Source organism: Amycolatopsis albidoflavus, from assembly GCF_039525725.1.
GTDB classification, from domain to species: Bacteria; Actinomycetota; Actinomycetes; order Mycobacteriales; family Pseudonocardiaceae; genus Amycolatopsis; species Amycolatopsis albidoflava.
The window spans coordinates 819,904-839,696 of the sequence record NZ_BAAAHV010000022.1 but is presented as its reverse complement, the minus strand read 5'-3'; the positions used below and the strand labels follow the sequence as shown (position 1 = coordinate 839,696).

The following is a 19,793-nucleotide window of genomic DNA, read 5'->3' as shown; positions in this document are numbered from 1 at the left end:
CGCGCCGTCGGGCCTTCGCTGTCCAGCCAACTTTCTCCGCTTCCGGCTCGTAATACTCGCTGCCGTGACCGTCTCGTCCTCCTCGTCCGGCCCCGCGCCGCCGGAGCGTCTCGTCCTCGCCGATCTGCCTTCGCGGGCCGATCGGCTCTTCCGCCGCGTCACGAGCGGGGCCGGGCTTTCGGTGCTCGCGCTCTTGATCGTGATCGGGTTCTTCCTCGTCTACCGGTCCGCGCCCATGTTCGAGGCCAGCGGTTTCGGCTTCTTCACCACGATCCAGTTCGACCCGGCTTCCGGGCATTTCGGCGTTCTCGGACTGCTGTACGGCACCGTGGTGGTCGCGCTCATCGCGGTCGCCGTCGCGGTGCCGTTTTCGGTGCTGGCCGCGCTGTTCATCAGCGATTACGCCACTCCGCGAATGCGCGGGTTCCTCACCGGGCTGGTCGATCTCCTCGCCGCGATTCCCAGTTTGCTCTACGGCCTCTGGGGATTCAGCTTCCTGCGTCCGTACATCACTCCATTGTCGCAATGGATGACCGACAATCTCGGCTGGTTCCCGCTGTTCGAGACGAAACCGGGCGCGGTGCTGTTCAATTCGATGTTCGTCGCGGGGCTCGTGGTTTCGCTGATGGTCATTCCGATCACGACGTCGGTCATCCGCGAGGTTTTCACCCAGACTCCGCCCGGGGAAAAGGAAGCGGCGCTCGCTCTGGGCAGCACTCGCTGGGGCATGGTGCGCACGGTTGTGCTGCCGTTCGGCCGCGGCGGGATCGTCGGCGGCTCGATGCTCGGGCTCGGCCGTGCGCTCGGCGAGACGATCGCGGTTTCCCTTCTGCTGCCTCAGGTTCCGGAATTGACGACGCATCTGCTCGAGTTCGGCGGTGCGACCATTTCGGGCTTCATCGCTAATAACGCGGGACAATCCGGACCTGCGTTGAGCGGGTTGATGGCGGCCGGGCTGGTGTTGTTCGCCTTTACCCTGGCGACGAACTTCACCGCGTCGGTGATCATTTCCCGAAGCCGTTCCGGAGCGGGGGTCGACGCGTGACCGCCACCGATATCCGGCCCGAACAAGTGCGTCCGGTCCCGGTTCGCCGGAAAACGTCCGCGACGACGCCGCAGGACCGGCTCGTGGCGCTCGGCTGCGCAGCGTCGGCGACATTGCTGACTTGGTTTGTGATGCACCAGCTGCTGGTGTCGCCGGGCTGGCTCGCCGACCTGGTCGTGGCGTATCTGCTGTATCTGGGGATGCTGTATCTCGTCACCCGCGATCGGCTCGGGCGGCTCGCGGCGATTGACAAGCTGGTGTCCGCGGTCGTGGTGAGCGGCGCGGTCGGCCTGCTGATCCCGTTGCTGTTCCTGCTCAGCTACATCGTCCTCAAGGGCGTGCCGAGCCTCCGGCTGGCGTTCTTCGGGCACGATATGTCCGCCGTCGCGCCGACCGATCCGGCGACGGCGACCGGTGGTCTGCACGCGATCGTCGGCACCCTCGAACAAACGGCGCTCGCGCTCGTGTTCGTCGTTCCGCTCGGCGTGCTCACAGCGGTGTTCCTCAACGAAACCAGGTCCCGTTTCCGCCGCCCGGTGCGGATTTTCGTGGACGCTATGAGCGGTTTGCCGTCCGTGGTCGCCGGTCTTTTCGTGTACGCGGCGCTGATCCTGCCGCCCGCGCAGCTCGGCTTCTCCGGGTTCATGGCGACACTCGCGCTGACAATGATCATGCTGCCGACTGTCACTCGCACTGTCGACGTCGTGCTTCGCCTGGTGCCGGACGGTCTGCGCGAGGCGTCGCTCGCCCTCGGCGCGAGCCGCGCGCGGACGGTCTGGTCGGTGGTGCTGCCGACCGCGCGCACCGGTGTGAGCACCGCGATCATTCTCGGCATCGCGCGAGTGGTCGGCGAAACCGCACCATTGCTGTTCACGTCTTTCGGCACGCTTTCGATGAATTTCAATCCGTTCAGCGACCCGCAGGAAAGCTTGCCCCGCTTCGTTTACCGCTACATCAAAGAACCGCTCGCCTCGGCGCAGGAACGCGGGTACATCGGCGCGCTGGTGCTGATCCTGCTGATCTTCGCGCTGTTCGCCCTGACCCGGCTGATCGGCCGCAAACGCTGGTCGGCCCGCCGCACGAAACCCAGGAGTGCCCGGTGACCGAAACCCTCGAAGTCCGCGAACCCGTCCGGGTGCTGGGCGGACCGCCGCCGGGTGCGGCGACGCTGGAGGCGCGCGGCGTGCACGCCTGGTTCGGCGACCGGCTCGTGCTGGAAGACGTCACTCTCGCGATGCCCGCCAACGAGGTGACCGCGCTGATCGGCCCGTCCGGCTGCGGGAAATCGACGTTCCTGCGCATTCTCAACCGGATGCACGAACTCGTCGGCACCGCGAGCCTGGCTGGGGAAGTCCTGCTGGACGGCGACGACATCTACGCCGAGGGCACCCGCGCGCAGCACGCCCGGCTGCGGATCGGCATGGTGTTCCAGAAACCCAACCCGTTCCCGGCGATGTCCATTCGGGACAACGTGCTCGCCGGGCTCAAGCTCGCCGGCGTCAAATGCGCGGACAAGGACGGGCTGGTCGAGCAGAGCCTCGAGCGGGCCGGGCTGTGGCGCGAGGTCCGCGACCGGCTGAACTCCCCCGGCGGCGCGCTCTCCGGCGGGCAGCAGCAGCGGCTGTGCATCGCGCGATCGCTCGCGGTCCAGCCGAATGTGCTGCTGATGGACGAGCCCTGCTCAGCGCTGGACCCGACTTCGACGCGCCGGATCGAGCAGACGATCGTGGAGATCTCCGACGAGGTCACCGTCGTGATCGTGACGCACAATATGCAGCAGGCGCAACGGGTTTCGCATCATTGTGCGTTCTTTCTCGCCGGGGAGAACGAGCCCGGGCGGGTGGTCGAGCACGGGTCCACTGAGCAGATTTTCGAGAGTCCGGAAGACAGCCGTACGCACGACTATGTCCACGGCCGTTTCGGCTGAACTGGGGAGTTTGTGATGCATCGCACGAGGTGGGCCGGGCTGGGGTGCGCGGGGGCATTGCTGGCCGGTCAGGTTTTGCTCGCTCCGGCGGCGGAGGCGTTCAGCCAGGTCAACGGATCCGGATCCACGTACGTCGGGCTCGCGATGAGCGACTGGCAGAACGGCGCTAATTCACGCGGTATTCCGGTCAATTACAGCGCGCTCGGCTCTCCGGCCGGGGTTAATCAATACGGCGACCACACTGTCGATTTCGCTGGCACAGAGGCGGAGGTCAGCTCCCTGGAGGCGGCCGGGGGTGGCGGGGCCACGGCGAAACAGCGCGGATACCAGTATGTTCCGGACGTCGCCGGTGCGGTCGCGGTGATGTACAACGTCACCGATGCCGGTGGCCGCCGCGTCGACAGCCTGCATCTGACCCGGGATGTGGTGGCACGGATCTTCGCCCGGCAGATCACTCGCTGGAGCGACCCGGCGATCAGCGCCACCAACGGCGGGTTTGCCCTGCCGGATCAGCCGATCACGCTGGTCGGCCGCAGCGGGCAGTCCGGTACGACGGCACTGTTCTACGACTTCGTGGCGCACGTCGCGCCCGGGCCGTATGGGGATTTCGTCTCCCGCAATGTCGACAAGGGGATCGGGCCGCTGCCGTCCGGGGTGCGGCCGATCCAGCTGCCGACCCGGGGGCCGGACGCCGACTTCTACCGGCTCTTCGCCGACTCCGACCAGATCGCCCAAACCCTGGCCAACGGCAGCGTCCCGTTTTCCATCGGCTACGACGAATTCGGTTACGCCAAGAAGTACAACGCGCCGACCGCCTGGGTGGAGAATCAAGCCGGGAAGTACACGCTGCCGTACGCGGCCAATATCGCGGCAGCGTTGACCAAGGCCAACCTGCGGCCAGACCTCAGCCAAGAACTGTCCGGCGTCTACGCCAATCCGGATCCGTCCACCTATCCCATTTCGGCCTACTCGTATCTGATGACGCCGTGCGGATCAGGGCGAGATACCTGCAAGGGCGGATATCCGGACGGGGCCAAGGCGGACACGATGACCGCCTTTATCGAGCATGTCGCCTGCGACGGACAGATCAACATGGCGCGGATCGGGTATTCACCGCTGCCGCCCAACCTGTCGCAGGAAATGATGAACGCCAACGCCCGGCTCACCGGACGTCCGCCCAAGCAGCTCAATGCGGACAATTGTGCCAACCCGACATTCCACGGAGGACTTGGCGCGGGGGCCACCGCGCCGCAGGACCCCTTTGTCGGAATGGGCGGCGTGGACGCGTTGACACACGGGGGTAATGGCGGCGGACCGAAGGCCGCGGCGAAGGATGGACCGAAGTCGTCGGCCAGCGCCCAGGCCTCGGCTGGGCCGGGGGCGTCCTCGGCTTCCGGGCCGGATGCTTCGGAGGCCAATGGCGGATCGAAGGATTGGCGCAATGCCGAGCCCGCCGCTTATCAAGGCGGCGGATTCGGCGGATTCGGAGCATGGGCGGCGCTGGTGTTGTTCGCCGCGATTTGTGTGCCGTTAGTGGTGCGCGGAATCATTCGACGCTTGCGGCGGACGAGCTAGCGCGGAGTCAGCTTCCGGTCCACGGAGGAGCCGAGCCCCAGCCCCAGCGGGGCACCGGCTGGGCACCCGCAGGCCCGGCGTCCGGCGCGGAAAACACCACCGCGAGCCTGCTGCCCCATTCCAAGTACCCCGCGAGCGCCGCGCGGAACTCCGGGTCAGCAGGCAGCCCGACCTCGTCCGCGGTGGCCAGCAGCAGCGAAACCCACCGGCGCCGCTGCGGTTCGGTGATCGCCCGGCCGGAATGCCTCGAGATCATGTGTTCGTGCCCGCCGTGGTGAGCGGTGTACGTGGCCGGGCCGCCGAACACCTCGCCGAGCCAAACCGCCACGTGCGCGGGGTGCTCCGGGCTCATCCCGGCGAACACCTCGGCGAGCAGGTCGTCCTCGGGCACCTTCGCGTAGAACGCCTCGGTCAGCTTGGCCAGCGCGGCCGCTCCGCCCGCCCATTCGTAAAGCGTCGGCACCGCGCCGCCCGGACCGGCCACCTCGGTGCGTTCGTAATGCCGCATCTCCTCGATGTTCTCGACATACGGCCGGATCTCGGCGAAGAACGCGGCGAAATGCGGCCCGCCCCGGAAACCCTGGAGGTGCGCGTCGGACGAAGTCCAGACGATGCGTAGGACGTAACTGCCCGGCTCGTCGACGGCGTGCGTCAGTTCGTATTCGTGACACTGTTCCGCGGCGGCGAGCGACTTGGCCGCGCGCCGGTAGGCGGCTTCGAACTCCGCGCGCCCGCCGTCCGGAATGCGGTACCGGATGTACTCGATGATCACCGGGCCAGCCAAGCACGCGCCGGGCCGGTCGCCTAGTACGCACTTGCCGGTGCGTACCCGCGGCAGGCGATGATGGAGGGATGAAAGCGCGCTACTCGTGTGCGGTCGAACTGGCTGTCGACGTCATGGGCGGGAAGTGGAAGCCGGTGATCCTGGCGCGGCTCAAGGAAGGCCCGCACCGGTACGGCCAGCTGCGCCGGGCCATCCCGTCGATCACCGAGAAGGTCCTGACCGCGCAGCTGCGCGAGCTGGTCGCGGCCGGGCTGGTGGACCGGACCGAGGTGGCCGGCCGGGTGCCGACAGTCGAGTACCGGCTCACCCCGGCAGGCGACGAACTGCGCCCGGCGCTGACCGCGTTGTACGAATGGGGCAGCCGGTACGCCGAGCGCAACGGCATCCCCGTCGGCAGTTCCTGAACTAGGAGCTGAGCAGGTCCGCCAGCACTGCCGCTTCGCTGATGTCACTGCGTTTGGTCGCGGTCAGCAGCGTCAGCGAGCCCTTTTTAGCCAGTGCGCGCAAGTGATCCAGCGCTTCCGCGCGTTCCGGTTCTTCCAATTCCGCGCGGTAGCGTTTCGCGAATTCGTCGTAGCGGTCCGGATCGTGCGCGTACCACTTGCGCAGTTCCGTCGACGGGGAGATCTGCTTGAGCCAGTCGTCCAGGTGCGCGCGGTCCTTGCTCAGCCCGCGCGGCCACAGCCGATCGACCAGGACCCGCGCGCCGTCGGCGGACTCCGGCTCGTCGTAAACCCGGCGAACCTGGACTTGGCGTTTGCTCATCGGGGCAGCGGCTCCTTCCGGCGGCTGGGGCTCCCGTCGCCGCCTAGCGTCCGCCGGTGGACGCCGCGGTGCAAACGAAGGGGGTATAACCCCAGGGTATGGAACTGCGTCAGCTGCGGTACTTCGTCGCCGTCTTCACCGAGGGGTCGATCAGCCGGGCGGCCGGGTCGCTGCTGATCTCGCAGCCCGCGCTGACCCGGCAGATCCGCGTCCTGGAGCGCGAGCTCGGGACGCCGTTGTTCGAACGGGTCCCGACGGGCGTTCAGGCGACGGTGGCCGGGCGCGCGTTGCACGAGCATGCCCGGCAGCTGCTGCGGCTCGCCGACGCGACCCGGGAGGTCACGCGGTCCGCGGCGCCGGTCAAGGAGCAGGTCGAGATCGCGTTGCCGCCGGGGATTCCGCAGGACTGGGTGCTCGTCGCGCTGGCGGAGATCCGCCGCCAGGTGCCGGACGCGGCACTGTCGTTTTTGGACGCCAGCAGCACCGAGCAGCTCCGGATGCTCAGCGAGGGCCGGATCGACATCGGGCTGATCCACCAGAACCCGCCGTCCACCCTGCACGGGCGGTTGTTGTTCGAGCATCCGTTCGGGGTCGCGATCCGGCCCGGGCACGCGCTTTTCGGCCGCGCGCAGTGCCGGTTGCGGGATCTCGACGACGTCCGGGTGCTCGCGCACTCGCGGGCGCAGGTCCCGGCCGGGCACGACCAGATGCGCGCGGCGGCGCACGGACTCGGGGTGTCGCCGAACTGGCGGCTCGCGCGGTTCAACGAGAACGCGCTGGCCTGCGCGGAAGCCGTCGAGGCGGACGCGGTGCTGCTGAGCAGGCCCAGTGCGAACCGGATGCTGCCCGGCTGGGCGTGGAGCGAGCTGGTCGAGCCGAGTGTTCCGCTGACGACGTGGGCAGCGTGCCAGCCGCAGACCCGGCGGATCGTCGGCGCGGTCATGGAGGTGCTGGCGGGGTCCTGAGCGACCCGCCCGGGAGCGCTTGCGGCTCCCGGACGGGACGAGAATCAGCCGGTCGCCAGCACCTTCAGCCGGTCAAGGCCGGCGCTGAAGTAGTCCTGGTCGAGCGGCGTCGAGGTGTACTGCCAGAAGGTGTAGAACCCCCAGGCGTAAGGGAGCGTGCCCGGCGACGACGAGTACGCCGCCACCCACAGCGGGTTGGTCGAGCTGAAGTCGCCCTTGTTGCCGGTGCACTGGGTCCACCAGCTGTTGGCCGTGTAGATGACCGGCCAGCGCGACGTCTTCGCGTGGTACTCGTCGCTGAACGCCTTGATCCACGACACCATCGCGGACTGGCTCAGCCCGTAGCAGGCCGAACTGGGCCCCCATTCGATGTCGAGGGTGCCCGGCAGGGTCTTGCCGTCCTTCGACCAGCCGCCGCCGTGCGCGACGAAGTAGTCCGCCTGCGCCGCGCCGCCGGAGAGATCAGGACGCCCGTAGTGGTATGCCCCGCGGATCATGCCGACGTTGTACGAGCCGTTGTACTGCTGGCTGAAGTCCGGATTCTGGTACCCCGTGCCCTCGGTCGCCTTGACGTAGGCGAACCGCTTGCCCTGGTTCCAATAGGACTGCCAATCGACCGCACCCTGGTAACTGCTCACGTCGATGCCGGACGTAGTGGTCTCGACCGACGCCGGCGCGACCGCCGTGCCGCCCGGTTCGTGCGCCCGGATCGAAGCGCCCATCTGGTGGTTGTCCGGAGTCTCCGTCGAAGTGCTCGCGGCTGCGGCAGGTGCAGCCGAGGCGTTCGACGCGGTCGCCACGAGCAGGGCGGCAGCCGCGGCGAACACCGCCGCGGTCAGGCGGCGGCGCGCCCTCCCGGCGGGTCCCCAGTGGTGAGTGGTCATGACAGGTCCTTTCGGATGCCCTCGCGACGTGCCACCCGATCAGGTGGCACGAGGACCTGATTCTGTTACTCAATGCGAGACACTGTCACTGCTCCAAGTGAACTAATTTCCACTTGACCGGACAACGAGAAAGACATTCTCAGTAGGCCGTTGCGGTCAAGTTGGCCGAAAACCCCACCAACCGGCCGCGTCCGGCTTACTCTCCTCCGCCATGTCGACACAGCGAAGAACCCGGACGATCCTGCAGTTCCTGGCCGTACTCCTCGCCCTGGCCGCGACCGGCACCGGCACCGCGACCGCGGCCGAACAGCCGCTTCTGCACGTCAACCACTCCTACGGCGTCCTGGACCGCGAAACGGCCGACGCCATCGAGCATTCGGCGTACCTCAAGGATTTCGCGAACTTCCAGATCCGCACCACGACCGGCGCGGGCGGCGAAAAATGGACCGGCCGCTACCTGATGGGCCGCGAAACCTACCTGGAACTGTTCGGTGTCGGCGACGTCCCCGGCAAGGACGGCGACCTCGGTTCGGCGGGCCTGGGAGTCTCGGTCGAACACACCGGGCAGTTGTCCACAGTGGTCCAGCGCCTCCACGACGCAGGCATCACGAACCCGCTGGAATTCCTGCAAACCCGAGACTTCGGCGACGGCAAGCCAGTCCCGTGGTTCAACGGAGTCTTCACCACCGACCAGTACGACACCTTCGGCGCGTGGGGCATGGAATACCGCGCGGAGTACTTCGCGGACCCGCGCAGCAACACCGGCCCAGCGCAGTACCCCGGCGACATCAGCCGCAACCGCTACCTGCCTGACGACTACCGCAACTACCAAATGCGCGACGTCACCGGCATCCGCCTCGGCATCACGGCCCGCGACCTCAACAACACCCTGCCATTGCTGCGCGCCGGAGGAATGGCGGTACAAGAGCTGCCCACCGGCGCGACCGCGACCGACGGCATGACCACCATCCGCTTCGAAACGGTACCCGCGGACCAGGTCGGCCTGCGCCAAATCGACCTGGCCCTGAACTGCCCCACCGGAACAAGGCACGTCGAGCAACTAGGCCACTCCACGCTCGTGGTCGGCCCCGGCGCACACGCCCGCTGGACCTTCAACATCCGCGGCTGACCCCCGTCGTTCCGTGAAGGGCTCCTTGAGGGAATCAGATTCCCTCAAGGAGCCCTTCACGACCCGCCTGCCTCCCTGAGGGCCACCTTCACGGCAGTTCCGTCCGTGAGGGGAACCCTCACGGACTCTGATTCCCTCAGGGTTCCCCTCACGACCTTCCGCACGCCCTGCCGCAGCCGCGATGTGGCCCTCGATGCGTCCCACGCACCCAACGCCACTTTGGGGCACCAGCCCCACCCACCAACAAACCGCAGCCGATGCACCCAACGCTCGAGGCACCCAGCCCCCAACCCGCACCGGTGCACCCAACGTTCGAAGCACCCAGCCCCCAACCCGCACCGGTGCACCCAACTATCGAGGCACCCAGCCCCTCCCCCGCACCCCGATACGAAGCGTCCCTGCGGTCTGGGGGTGCTTGTCAAGGCATCTTTCCCGCCTTGACAAGCACCCCCAGACCGTCAGCACAATCAAGCTTCGGGGTGCCCCACGCAACCACCGGGCGCAATGTCGCCGCCAGGCGACGAGCCGCTCACCCATCCTCCCCAGACCGCAACACAGCCAACTCAGTCCTCCCCCGAATCCCCAACTTCGCATAAATCCGAGTCAAGTGATACTGCACAGTCTTAACCGACAAAAACAACTCCGCAGCAACCTCCCGATTGGACTGCCCCCGAGCCACCATCCGCGCCACCGCTTCCTCCTGCGGCGTCAACAAATCCACCCCACCCCGCGGCAAATGCACCCCACCAGCCCGCAACTCCCGCTCACACCGAGCCACATACGTCACCGCCCCCATAGAAGCAAACCCGTCCCGCGCGGCAACCAGCTGCGTATCCGCCCGAGCCCGCCGCCCCAACCTCCGCAAAGTCTGCCCATAAGCAAACGCGATCCGAGCCTGGTCGTACCGCAGAGGCAACCCCGCAATCAACTCCACCGCCGCATCAAACGCCGCCACTGCGCCGACATGATCATTACGCGCCCCCAGCAACCGCCCCCGAGCAGCGGCAAGACGAGCCCGAGCCGAAGCATGCTCCCTCTTCCCCGCCGCCCGCTCATGCGGAGCCAAAAACACATCCGCCTCCTCAGAACGTCCACTGAGGACAAGAGCATGGGCATAGAGATCCTGCCAAGGCCAATGCCCAGGCTCGTCCACCGAAGTAGCCGACGACAACCGAGTCAACGGATGCAACGCCCGCAACACCCCGGCGGAATCCGCCGCCGCCTCAGCAACCTGCGCCCGCGCCAACAACGCCGGAACCCGCATGATCTCGTAATCCTGCGACCCAGCAGCACAAGCCAGCAACGCCTCCTCAGCCCGACCCTGGTCCCCGCGCAACGCATGCACCGCGGCCGAAGTCCAGTGCAGCAGCGGCGCGGTAACCACAATCCCCGTCCGGTCAACTAAAACCAGCGCTTCCCGAACCACCCGCAGAGCGTCGTCCCATTCCCCGCTCAAGAACAACGTCCGCGCCAGCCAAGCCTGCGCCCACAAGGAAATCCGCGCCGACCCGCCCAGATAACTAGTAGGCACCGCACTTTCCAAATCGACCCGGGCATCGTCGATCCGATCCGTCAGCAGATTCAGCCACCCCCGCGCCATGACGACCCGCTGAGCCTGCGCACCATGCCGAATCCGCTCGGACAACTGCCCGTAATCCCGCCGAGCCTGCTTAGCCCGCCCCGAAGCCGCGAGCCCCAGCCCCCGAATCGCCGCCGCCTCCACCGCGGCAGGCGTCTCCGGCGCAGCCAGCTCAATCGCCCGGTCCGCCCACCGCACGAGATCCTCAGCGGAATACCGGCAAAGCGCGTCAAGCACATACCGCTGACAAATCAACGCGGCCGTCTCCGGATCCCGCGAAGCATTGACGATGTCCCAAGCCCGGCTCAACCGTCCGCCAGCTTCAGCAGCCCGACCGCGCACCACCGCGAGATAGCCAAGGACCGCATCCCGCAACGGCGTCTCCCGCATACTCTCGACTTCTGGGGCAAGCGCAGCAGCTCGAAACACATCGCCAGCGCCAATCAACGCGTCGACAGCCCGAGTGATCCGAGCCTGCCGCAGCTCAGCATCCTCAGTAAGCCGCCCAGCATCGTTGAGCAATACCGCAGCCGTCCCCCAAGCACCCGCCGCGGCCCGCTCGACCGCCAGCGCATCAAGCCGCTCCGCGACACCCGCGTCCGGCACCGGGCTGGCCGCGACCAGCAACCGCAAACTCCGCGCCGGATCCTCGACCAATTCCGCCGCCCGCCGCTGCAGCTTCGACCGCCGCTCCGGCCCCAGCCCGGCGAGCACCGCCGCCCGCACCATCGGATCCGGCGGCGACACCTCGGCAAGCCCACGCGGCGCGAGCTCGACCAGCCGCGCAGCACACGCCTCGTCCAGCACCGGCAGCGGATCCCCCTCAAGATCCGCCAACGACGCCACCGACCGCACCGCCGCACCAGCACCGAGCACCGCAACTGCCGCGACAAACCGTTCCGCCGCAGGAGAAAGCTGCGAAACCCGCTCTCGGACCGAAGCAGCAACAGCGACCGGAGCAGGCAGGTTCGGATCGAACCCAGCCCAGGTAGCCCGCGGCACCTCGGTCAGCAGCTGCACCACATAGCGTGGCCGGCCAAGCGTGTGCCGACACAACCGCTCAGCCATCGTCGGATGCAAGGCGATTCCGCGCGCCGAGGCCATTTCGGACACTTCAGCGGCGTCCAAAGGCGGCACGCGCACCTCGTCACCGGACATCCGCGCGAGCAGTTCCAGAACATCCGCACGAGCGCGAGAATCCCCCGTCGCCGCGGTGAGCAACACCGTCGCCCGCGCCGCCGGATGATGCCGCAGCAGCGACGACAGCGTCCGCACCGAGTCCACATCGGACAGCTGCGCGTCGTCGACCACCAGCAGCGTCCCCGGCACCAGCTCCGCCGCGATCCGCCCCGCGACCGGCAGCGGCCCGCCGTCCGCGGGAAGGTCCGGGAACAGCTGCTGCAGCACGGCGAACACGCTGCCGCTCTCCCATTCCGCCGCGGTCGCCCAGAGCACCGGCCCGGGGAACGCATCGGCTGCCCGCCGCGCCAGCGTGGTGCGCCCGCATCCGGCCGGACCGCACAGCAGCACCGCGCGCCCCGCCTGGGACAGCAGGCCGGCCAGTTCCTCCGCCGCTGTCGTCACGGTCCTCCCCGCTTCGCCGGATGCCGCCGTCAGCCGAGATCGCCCCCGGCCACGGGCAGGACGGTGCCGGTGACGTACGAGGCCTCGTCCGAGGCCAGGAACGCGATCGCCGCGGCCTGCTCGTCCAGGGTGCCGTACCGCTTGAGCAATGACGACCCGACAGTCTGGTCGATGTGCGCCTGGAACCACTCCCGTTCCTGGTCAGTGGCCGGATCGGGGCCGCCGCGCGGAATCCGCCGGGGCGGGGCTTCGGTGCCGCCCGGCGCGGTCGCGACCACGCGGACGCCGGCGTCGGCGTACTCGAACGCCAGCGACGCGGTGAGCGCGTTGATCCCGCCTTTCGCCGCCGAATACGGGATCCGGTGAATGCCGCGGGTGGCCGCCGACGAGACGTTCACGATCACCCCGCCGCCGCGCTGCGCCATCGACGGCAACGCGGCCCGGCAGGAGAACAGCGTGGTCAGCAGGGACCGGCGGAGCTCGGCCTCGATCTCGTCCGGGCCGAACTCGGTGAACGGCTTGAACCGCAGCGCACCGCCGACGTTGTTGACCAGCACGTCGATCCGGCCGAACCGGGCCAAGGCCGCCTCGGCGACCGCCTGCGCGCCCTCCCAGGTCTCCAGATCGGCGACGACCGCGGCGGCCTCGGGCAGCTCATCGGACAAGCCGCTGACCAGGCCGGACCGGTCGGCGAGCACCAGCGCGCCGCCCTCCGCGGCGATCCGCCGGGCCGTCGCCTCGCCGATCCCCTGCGCCGCGCCGGTGACCACCACGACCTTGCCCGCGAACCGCCCCGGCGACAGGAACTTCGGCCCTTCAGCGGCACGGCCCATCGCCCGCCGGGTGGTGACCTTCGACCGTTCCGCGTGCTCGGCCACCAGCCGTCGCGCGGTCGCTCGGTCGCCGGACTCGAACGCCGCGACCAGGTCCAGGTGGTCCTGCGTGCAGCGTGGATGGCACCAGGTCGCGTTGCGCAGAGTCTCGGCCATGTGGCCTTTCACGCCAAGTGCCTGATACGCCTGCAGCAGGTGCTCGTTACCGGTGAGCGTGAACAGGTAGTCGTGGAACGCCGCGTTGGTTTCGGTGTAGGCGGCGGCGTCCAGGAAACGGTCACCGTCCACATAGGGCACTGTCGACTCGGCCAGCAGCCGATATCCGGCGAGCTGGCCCGACGTCAGCCGTCCGATGGTCAATTCGAGCGCACCTAGTTCGAGTGCTTGCCGAGCCTCGAAAACGGCGTCCGATTCGTGCACCGACGGGTGCTCCTCGCCGATTTCGTACTCGCCCGGCGTTTCGTCGGCCGCGGGCAGCATTTCCTGCCCCGCGATCGTGCGCGCGACCCGTGCTTCTTCCGCCGCGGACAGCGTCGCTCCGGCCCGCAGCGGGGCCAATTCGACCGTCGGGAACAGCTCCTGCCCGGCCAGCGCGCGGCCCGCGACGAACTCCAGCTCCAGCTTGGGTTCCGGATCGGCCACCACCACCGGCTGCACCGGAATCTCCGGCGCGCGGACCGGTGCCGCGAGCGCGAACTTCTCGTAATAAAACCCCGTTGGTTCGAACCCGGCCGACGTGAAATGCCCTCGCACCGCCTCCACCATCGGCGGCGGGCCGCACAGATACACCGCGACGTCGCCGCCTTGCAGGTGCTCGTCGCGGATCAGCGTGGTCACATAGCCCTTGTTCGGCGCGGCACTCTCCGGATCCGAAACGCAGTAGTCCCAGGTCAGCCCGGGAACCTCGCCGGCGAGCTTCTCCAGCGTCACCGTCTCCACCAGATCGTCGTCGGTGCTCACGCCGTACACCAGATGCGCTGGCCTGGTCACGCCAGAATCACGCATTGTGCGCACAATGGACAGAATCGGCGCGAGCCCGGTACCTCCGGCCAGCAGCAACACCGGCCGGTCCGTCTCACGCAGGAAGAAACTCCCGTGCGGCCCGGTGAATGTCAGGTCGTCGCCGGATTTCGCCCGTCCAGTGAGGTAATCCGACATGACCCCGCCCGGCGTGAGTTTCACCAGAAAAGTCAGCCGCTCGTCCTCAGGACCATTGCTGAACGAGTACGACCGCGTCACCTCAGTGCCCGGAACGGTGATGTTCACGTACTGCCCCGGCAGAAACGCGAGCCGATCCCGATCACGGATCTCCACCGTCAGCGACATCGTCGTCGGCGAAAGCCGGTCCAGCGCGACAAGAGTCCCGTGATGCTCCGCAGCCTGCGTCTTCGCGACCGCCGACGTGCTCGCGATCTGCAGCACCAGATCGGACTTCGGCTTCATACTGCACGGCAACACATACCCGCGCTCGGCCTCGTCCTGGCTCAAGGCATCTTCGAGATAGGAACCGCCCTCGTACTCCCCCGATTCGCAGAACGCCTTGCAGGTTCCGCACGCACCGTCGCGGCAGTCGAGCGGAATGTTGATGCGCTGCCGATACGACGCGTCCGCGACCGTCTGATCCGGCGCGCACGTGACAAAGCGGGTGACACCGTCCTCAAAGGACAGAGCGATCCGGTGGTTCATGACCACCTCCGCTCAGAAGTGGTACACGTCGACGACGTGGTGGATGTAATCGTTCTTGAGCACCACTGTCTTCCGCCGGATCAACGGCGACGGACCGGAGAAATCGACGGTGTAGAACGACGTCCCGTAATACGGATCGACCGTGTGGTACCGGAAGTACATCGTGTGCCAGTTGAACCGCACGTCCACCAGATCGCCGTGCCGCTCGATCAGCTCGACGTTCGAGATGTTGTGGCTGGTCCGCGGTTCCGGAATCGACGTCGCGCTCGAGCGTTCGGTGCGGATCCGGAACACCCGGTCCTCAAGGCCGCCCTTGTTCGGGTAGTAAATCAGCGAGATGTCGCGCTGCGGGTCCTCGGTGAGCAGATCGTCGTCGCCCCAGGAAGGCATCCAGTACACGACGTCGTCGGCGTAGCATTCCAGCCACTTCTCGAACTCGCGGTCGTCCAGATACCGCGCCTCGCGGTAAAGGAACTGCTCGACGTCGTGCTGGGTGATGGTCTTCTCGGCGGCCGCGGTCATCGGGTCTCACCTCGAACAGCCTGCTCACGGGCGATCGCCGCGCGCATGGTCTCCTGCCAATACCCGTGCTGCACCGGATAAAGGCCCTCGTCCTCGTTCTTCTGCCCGGCCGACACGACACCGTCGAGCCCGAGCGACGACGCGACCTCGTCCGGCCCGGTGAGCCAATGCCGCGCGCCGCGGCTCATGTCGTTCCACGGCGCGGCCGTCGCCCGGAAGGTGAGCTGGCAGGACCGGAATTCCTCCAGGTCGTCCGGCGTCGCCATGCCCGAGGCGTTGAAGAAGTCCTCGTACTGCCGGATCCGCCACGCCCGCGATTCGGCGCTTTCGCCCTTCGGCGCGATGCAGTAAATGGTGACCTCGGTCTTGTCCGGCGCGATCGGCCGGAAATGCCGGATCTGCGTGGAGAACTGGTCCATCAGGTATACGTTGGGATACACGCACAGATTCCGGGACCCGCGCACCATGAACTCGCCCTTGGCGTCGCCGTACTTCTCTTTCAGCTCCGCCATCCGCGGCCACAGTGGACGGTCCTGCGGATTGCCCGCCCAGGTCCACAGGCACAGATGTCCGTGCGGGAACGACCAGTAGCCGCCGCCGGACTTCCCCCACGAACCGGCGTCGAGGGTCTTCGTGTCGTTGGCCGATTCGCCGGTGTTGCGCCGGGCTGTGGTGGCCGCGTAATTCCAGTGCGTGGCGGTGACGTGGTAGCCGTCCGCGCCGTTCTCCGCCTGGACCTTCCAGTTGCCGTCGTAGGTATAGGTGGACGCGCCGCGCAGCACTTCGAGCCCGTCCGGCGACTGGTCCACGAGCATGTCGATCACTTTCGTGGCGTCGCCGAGGTGTTCGGTCAGCGGCAGCACGTCCGGGTTCAGGCTCCCGAACAGGAAGCCGCGGTAGGACTCGAACCGGGCGACCTTCGTCAGGTCGTGCGACCCGTCGGTGTCGAACGACTCCGGGTAGCCCGCGCCGTCCGGGTCCTTGACCTTCAGCAGCTTGCCGTCATTGCGGAAGGTCCAGCCGTGGAACGGGCAGGTCAGCGTGGGCCGGTTGTCGCGTTTTCGCCGGCAGATCATCGCGCCGCGGTGCGCGCAGGCGTTGATCAGGCAGTGCAGCTCGCCGGCCTTGTCCCGGGTGAGGACGACGGGCTGGCGGCCGATCGTGGTGGTGAAGTAGTCGCCCGGGTTCGGCAGCTGGCTTTCGTGGGCGAGGTAGATCCAGTTGCCCTCGAAGATGTGCTTCATCTCGAGTTCGAAGATCTCCTCGTCGGTGAAGATCCGGCGGTTCGCTCGGTAGACGCCCGCCTCCGGGTCCTCCACCACCGCGTCCGCGACTACGGAAGCGGCGTGGTCCAGCATCTCGGTCATGACTCCTCCAACGGGCCTCTGATCTGCACTGATCGGCTCCCCAGCAGGGCGTTTCCCGCACTGTGCCATCCCGTGCCCGCGGTCACACCAGGGCAAGACCCAGTCCTGACCTAGGGTGTGATTATTCGATGCCGTTTATCAATCGCACGCAAACCGCTCCTTGTCTTCACTCAATGCCGGAACTTACGGTGAGCGAGACCACGCGAGGAGCCGGTGAGGAGGCAGCCCGATGGAACTGCGCCACCTGCGGTACTTCGCCGCCGTCGCCGAGACCTGCCACTTCGGCCGCGCCGCCGAACGCCTGCACCTCGCCCAGCCCGCGCTTTCGCACGCGATCCGGCAGTTGGAGGACGAGCTGGGCGTCGCCCTGCTGAGCCGCACGACGCGGCAGGTGCAGGTCACCCCCGCCGGCCGGTTCTTCCTGGCCGAGGCCCAGCGGATCCTGGACGCCGTCGAGGCGGGCGCGCGCGGAGCCCGGCGCATCGCCGACGGCCGCCGCGGCCTCGCCCGGATCGGCTTCACCGGCACCGCCGCGCTCTCGCACCTGCCGCAGGTCGCCCGCGCGCTGCAGCACCGGCTGCCCGAGGTCGAACTCGAAGTGCACGCCGACCTGCTCACCGGCGAGCAGTGCGAACAGCTGCGCGACGGCACGCTCGACATCGGCGTGCTGCGTCCGCCGGTCACCGGCGGCGACCTCGACCTGCACGTCATCGAGACCGAGCCGCTCGTGCTCGCCGTCCCGGCCGACCACCGGCTCGCGGTGGAACCGGTCGTCGCGATGAGCGATCTGCGTGCCGAAGCCTTCGTCACCTACCCAGCCAGCTACTCCGTCGTCAACGAAGCGGTGCTGCGCAGCTGCCGCGACGCCGGATTCACCCCGCAACGCGAGCACGAAGCGGCCGGCACCGCGGTGCTGCTCGCCCTGGTCGCCGGTGGTCTCGGCGTCGGCGTCGTCCCCGCGTCCGCGCGGGCGCTGCCGCTGGCCGGGGTCGTGTTCCGCGACCTCGCCGGCGCCGCCACCGTCCAGCTCGCGCTCGCCTGGCACCGCGACCGGGCCTCGGCACTGGTCCCGGCCGTGCTCGACGCGCTCGGCGAGCTGTTCCCCGTCGAAGTGCCCGTGTCAGGGAGGACACGATGAAGATCACCCGGGTGGAGGCGATTCCGTTCGCCATCCCCTACCGCAAACCGCTGCGTTTCGCTTCCGGCGAGGTGCACACGGCCGAGCATGTGCTGGTCCGCGTGCACACCGACGACGGTGTGGTCGGCGTTGCCGAAGCGCCGCCGCGGCCGTTCACCTACGGCGAGACCCAAGCCGGGATCGTGGCTGTGCTGGAGACCGTCTTCGCCCCGCAAGTAGTCGGCCTGAGCCTGCTCGAACGCGAGACGGTGCACGCCCGGCTTTCCCGCACTGTCGGCAATCCGGCCGCGAAGTCCGCTTTGGACATGGCGATCTGGGACGCGCTTGGCCAAAGCCTCGACGTCTCGGTCACCGAACTGCTCGGCGGCTACACCGACCGCATGAAGGTGTCGCACATGCTCGGGTTCGACGAGCCTGCCGCGATGGTGGCCGAGGCGGAGCGGATTCGCGACAGCTACGGCATCACGACGTTCAAGGTGAAGGTCGGCCGCCGTCCGGTTTCTCTTGACACCGCAGTGGTTCGCGCGCTGCGGGAACGGTTCGGCGCCGAGGTCGACCTGTACGTGGACGGCAACCGGGGCTGGACCGCCGCGGAATCCGCCCGCGCGATGCGGGAAATGGCCGACCTCGACCTGCTTTTCGCCGAGGAGCTGTGCCCCGCCGACGACGTGCTCGGCCGCCGCTGGCTCGTGTCCCATGTGGACATTCCGTTCATCGCCGACGAATCCGCGGTGACCCCGGCCGACGTGACCCGCGAGATCCTCTCCGGGTCGGCCACGGCGATCAGCATCAAGACCGCCCGCACCGGCTTCACGCGTTCGCAGCGCACGCACCATCTCGCGGAGGGTCTCGGGCTGGAAGTGTTGATGGGCAACCAGATCGACGGCCAGCTCGGTTCACTGTGCACTGTCGCGTTTGGAGCGGCGTACGAGCTGACGTCGCGCCGTCCCGGCGAACTGTCCAACTTCCTGGACATGACCGACGACCTGCTCGCCGAACCGCTGTGCATCGCGGACGGCGAACTGGTCATCCGCCCCGGCGCCGGCCTCGGCGCCGCACTCGACCCCGGCAAGCTCCGGCACTACCGGCAAGACCGCTGAGCCGGAAACCCCCGATGGATCAAGGAGGATTCATGACTGCCACGCATTCCCCCACCGCCGCCGCGTCCGGAGCCAACGCCACCGAACGGTTCAAGAGCGACAAGCTCGCCGGCGTCGCGGGCACCCCGAAGGAACGGGTCAGCCTGCTGGCCCGCGAGGTGCTCGAGGCCGTGCACTCGACGATCCGCAAGCACAAGGTGACCTACGAGGAGTACAACGCGCTCAAGTCGTGGCTGATCAGCGTCGGCGAGGACGGCGAATGGCCGCTGTTCCTGGACGTCTGGGTCGAGCACGTCGTCGAGGACGTCGCCACCGAGCACCGGCAGGGCAACAAGGGCACCATCGAGGGCCCCTATTACGTGCCGGACGCCCCCGAACAGGGCGCGCGCGGTTCGGTCCCCTCGCGGGAGAACGAGCCGGGCACCGCGCTCACCTGGACCGGGCAGGTCACCTCGACCACCGGCGCGGCACTGAGCGGCGCGAAGATCGAACTGTGGCACGCGGACGCGGACGGGCTGTACTCCCAGTTCGCGCCGGACATCCCGGAGTGGAACCTGCGCGGCACGTTCACCGCCGACGACGAGGGCCGCTTCGAGATCCACACCGTGCGCCCCGCGCCGTACCAGATCCCGACCGACGGCGCGTGCGGCAAGCTGATCGCGGCGGCGGGCTGGCACGCCTGGCGTCCGGCGCACCTGCACGTCAAGGTGTCCGCGCCGGGGCACGAACTGCTCACCGCGCAGCTGTACTTCCCGGGCGACGAGCACAATGACGACGACATCGCGTCCGCGGTGAAGCCGGAACTGCTGCTCGACCCCCGGCCGTCCGGCGACGGCGAGACCATCGAGTACGGCTTCGTCCTCGATCCAGCCGTCTGATTCCGCTTCTGATTCCGCCCTCTGATTCGGCA

17 protein-coding genes are annotated in these 19,793 nt (G+C 68.0%); 10 read left to right on the top strand and 7 right to left on the bottom strand.

Translation table 11 applies throughout. From position 1 onward, the window contains the following. Nucleotides 1-64 precede the first annotated feature (64 nt). The 4 genes from pstC to ABD156_RS36965 are packed head-to-tail and all read left to right on the top strand — an operon-like array spanning nt 65 to nt 4,547. The gene (gene pstC / locus ABD156_RS36980) at nt 65-1,045 is read left to right on the top strand and encodes a phosphate ABC transporter permease subunit PstC (RefSeq protein ID WP_344285118.1); all 981 of its coding nucleotides are present in this window, start codon (nt 65-67) and stop codon (nt 1,043-1,045) included. Then, nucleotides 1,042-2,148: a phosphate ABC transporter permease PstA gene (pstA, locus tag ABD156_RS36975; RefSeq protein ID WP_344285115.1), complete on the top strand. Its 1,107-nt coding sequence runs from the start codon at nt 1,042-1,044 to the stop codon at nt 2,146-2,148. The genes pstC and pstA overlap by 4 nt, the downstream gene beginning before the upstream one ends. A gap of 32 nt (nt 2,149-2,180) precedes the next feature. Further along, complete coding sequence (locus ABD156_RS36970; RefSeq protein WP_370940722.1) at nt 2,181-2,972, top strand: phosphate ABC transporter ATP-binding protein; 792 nt, start codon at nt 2,181-2,183, stop codon at nt 2,970-2,972. A gap of 15 nt (nt 2,973-2,987) precedes the next feature. Continuing rightward, nucleotides 2,988-4,547 carry a substrate-binding domain-containing protein gene (locus ABD156_RS36965; protein WP_344285113.1) on the top strand — a complete coding sequence of 520 codons (1,560 nt, stop codon included), beginning with the start codon at nt 2,988-2,990 and terminating at the stop codon, nt 4,545-4,547. A 7-nt stretch (nt 4,548-4,554) separates the two neighbouring features. On the opposite strand, the gene ABD156_RS36960 is transcribed toward ABD156_RS36965, so the two are convergent. Further along, nucleotides 4,555-5,319, bottom strand: coding sequence for a group II truncated hemoglobin (locus ABD156_RS36960; protein WP_344285110.1), 765 nt, complete (start codon nt 5,317-5,319; stop codon nt 4,555-4,557). Nucleotides 5,320-5,399: 80 nt separating this feature from the next. On the opposite strand from ABD156_RS36960, the gene ABD156_RS36955 reads away from it, so the two are divergent. Continuing rightward, nucleotides 5,400-5,735 (top strand): winged helix-turn-helix transcriptional regulator, encoded by a 336-nt coding sequence (locus ABD156_RS36955; RefSeq protein WP_344285107.1) that lies wholly within the window; start codon nt 5,400-5,402, stop codon nt 5,733-5,735. Nucleotide 5,736: 1 nt separating this feature from the next. On the opposite strand, the gene ABD156_RS36950 is transcribed toward ABD156_RS36955, so the two are convergent. Next, nucleotides 5,737-6,096 carry a DUF488 domain-containing protein gene (locus ABD156_RS36950; RefSeq protein WP_344285105.1) on the bottom strand — a complete coding sequence of 120 codons (360 nt, stop codon included), beginning with the start codon at nt 6,094-6,096 and terminating at the stop codon, nt 5,737-5,739. A gap of 98 nt (nt 6,097-6,194) precedes the next feature. On the opposite strand from ABD156_RS36950, the gene ABD156_RS36945 reads away from it, so the two are divergent. Continuing rightward, entirely contained in the window at nt 6,195-7,061 is an 867-nt protein-coding gene (locus ABD156_RS36945; protein ID WP_344285102.1) for a LysR family transcriptional regulator, read from the top strand. Nucleotides 7,062-7,105: 44 nt separating this feature from the next. Here ABD156_RS36945 and ABD156_RS36940 read toward each other — a convergent pair whose 3' ends face one another. Then, a complete protein-coding gene (locus tag ABD156_RS36940) occupies nt 7,106-7,945 on the bottom strand; it encodes a GH25 family lysozyme (RefSeq protein WP_344285099.1) in 840 nt (279 codons plus the stop codon). Nucleotides 7,946-8,156: 211 nt separating this feature from the next. Here ABD156_RS36940 and ABD156_RS36935 point away from each other — a divergent pair, with 211 nt between their 5' ends. After that, nucleotides 8,157-9,074: a DUF5829 family protein gene (locus ABD156_RS36935; protein ID WP_344285096.1), complete on the top strand. Its 918-nt coding sequence runs from the start codon at nt 8,157-8,159 to the stop codon at nt 9,072-9,074. 529 nt (nt 9,075-9,603) lie between these two features. Here the strand turns inward: ABD156_RS36935 and ABD156_RS36930 are convergent. Genes ABD156_RS36930 through benA form a run of 4 tightly spaced genes read right to left on the bottom strand, consistent with a single transcriptional unit; the run spans nt 9,604 to nt 16,645 of the window. Beyond that, complete coding sequence (locus ABD156_RS36930) at nt 9,604-12,237, bottom strand: LuxR C-terminal-related transcriptional regulator (RefSeq protein WP_344285093.1); 2,634 nt, start codon at nt 12,235-12,237, stop codon at nt 9,604-9,606. Between the two features lie 29 nt (nt 12,238-12,266). After that, the gene (gene benC, locus ABD156_RS36925) at nt 12,267-14,756 is read right to left on the bottom strand and encodes a benzoate 1,2-dioxygenase electron transfer component BenC (protein ID WP_344285090.1); all 2,490 of its coding nucleotides are present in this window, start codon (nt 14,754-14,756) and stop codon (nt 12,267-12,269) included. Nucleotides 14,757-14,768: 12 nt separating this feature from the next. Further along, entirely contained in the window at nt 14,769-15,278 is a 510-nt protein-coding gene (gene benB, locus ABD156_RS36920; protein WP_344285087.1) for a benzoate 1,2-dioxygenase small subunit, read from the bottom strand. Beyond that, nucleotides 15,275-16,645 carry a benzoate 1,2-dioxygenase large subunit gene (benA, locus tag ABD156_RS36915; RefSeq protein ID WP_344285084.1) on the bottom strand — a complete coding sequence of 457 codons (1,371 nt, stop codon included), beginning with the start codon at nt 16,643-16,645 and terminating at the stop codon, nt 15,275-15,277. Before benA ends, benB begins: the two co-directional genes overlap by 4 nt. Nucleotides 16,646-16,874: 229 nt before the next feature. Here benA and ABD156_RS36910 point away from each other — a divergent pair, with 229 nt between their 5' ends. Genes ABD156_RS36910 through catA form a run of 3 tightly spaced genes read left to right on the top strand, consistent with a single transcriptional unit; the run spans nt 16,875 to nt 19,761 of the window. After that, nucleotides 16,875-17,783, top strand: a complete 909-nt coding sequence (locus tag ABD156_RS36910) for a LysR substrate-binding domain-containing protein (protein ID WP_344285081.1) — start codon at nt 16,875-16,877, stop codon at nt 17,781-17,783. Then, complete coding sequence (locus ABD156_RS36905) at nt 17,780-18,883, top strand: mandelate racemase/muconate lactonizing enzyme family protein (RefSeq protein WP_344285078.1); 1,104 nt, start codon at nt 17,780-17,782, stop codon at nt 18,881-18,883. The genes ABD156_RS36910 and ABD156_RS36905 overlap by 4 nt, the downstream gene beginning before the upstream one ends. Nucleotides 18,884-18,915: 32 nt before the next feature. Then, a complete protein-coding gene (gene catA, locus ABD156_RS36900; RefSeq protein ID WP_344285075.1) occupies nt 18,916-19,761 on the top strand; it encodes a catechol 1,2-dioxygenase in 846 nt (281 codons plus the stop codon). The last annotated feature ends 32 nt before the right edge of the window (nt 19,762-19,793 follow it).

Excerpts from the sequence above, each read along its gene's own strand:
- ABD156_RS36965 (WP_344285113.1), top strand. The coding sequence starts at position 2,988 with ATGCATCGCACGAGGTGGGCCGGGCTGGGGTGCGCGGGGGCATTGCTG.
- ABD156_RS36955 (WP_344285107.1), top strand. The coding sequence starts at position 5,400 with ATGAAAGCGCGCTACTCGTGTGCGGTCGAACTGGCTGTCGACGTCATG.
- ABD156_RS36950 (WP_344285105.1), bottom strand. The coding sequence starts at position 6,096 with ATGAGCAAACGCCAAGTCCAGGTTCGCCGGGTTTACGACGAGCCGGAG.
- ABD156_RS36945 (WP_344285102.1), top strand. The coding sequence starts at position 6,195 with ATGGAACTGCGTCAGCTGCGGTACTTCGTCGCCGTCTTCACCGAGGGG.
- ABD156_RS36940 (WP_344285099.1), bottom strand. The coding sequence starts at position 7,945 with ATGACCACTCACCACTGGGGACCCGCCGGGAGGGCGCGCCGCCGCCTG.
- ABD156_RS36935 (WP_344285096.1), top strand. The coding sequence starts at position 8,157 with ATGTCGACACAGCGAAGAACCCGGACGATCCTGCAGTTCCTGGCCGTA.
- benC (WP_344285090.1), bottom strand. The coding sequence starts at position 14,756 with ATGAACCACCGGATCGCTCTGTCCTTTGAGGACGGTGTCACCCGCTTT.
- benB (WP_344285087.1), bottom strand. The coding sequence starts at position 15,278 with ATGACCGCGGCCGCCGAGAAGACCATCACCCAGCACGACGTCGAGCAG.
- benA (WP_344285084.1), bottom strand. The coding sequence starts at position 16,645 with ATGACCGAGATGCTGGACCACGCCGCTTCCGTAGTCGCGGACGCGGTG.
- ABD156_RS36910 (WP_344285081.1), top strand. The coding sequence starts at position 16,875 with ATGGAACTGCGCCACCTGCGGTACTTCGCCGCCGTCGCCGAGACCTGC.
- ABD156_RS36905 (WP_344285078.1), top strand. The coding sequence starts at position 17,780 with ATGAAGATCACCCGGGTGGAGGCGATTCCGTTCGCCATCCCCTACCGC.
- catA (WP_344285075.1), top strand. The coding sequence starts at position 18,916 with ATGACTGCCACGCATTCCCCCACCGCCGCCGCGTCCGGAGCCAACGCC.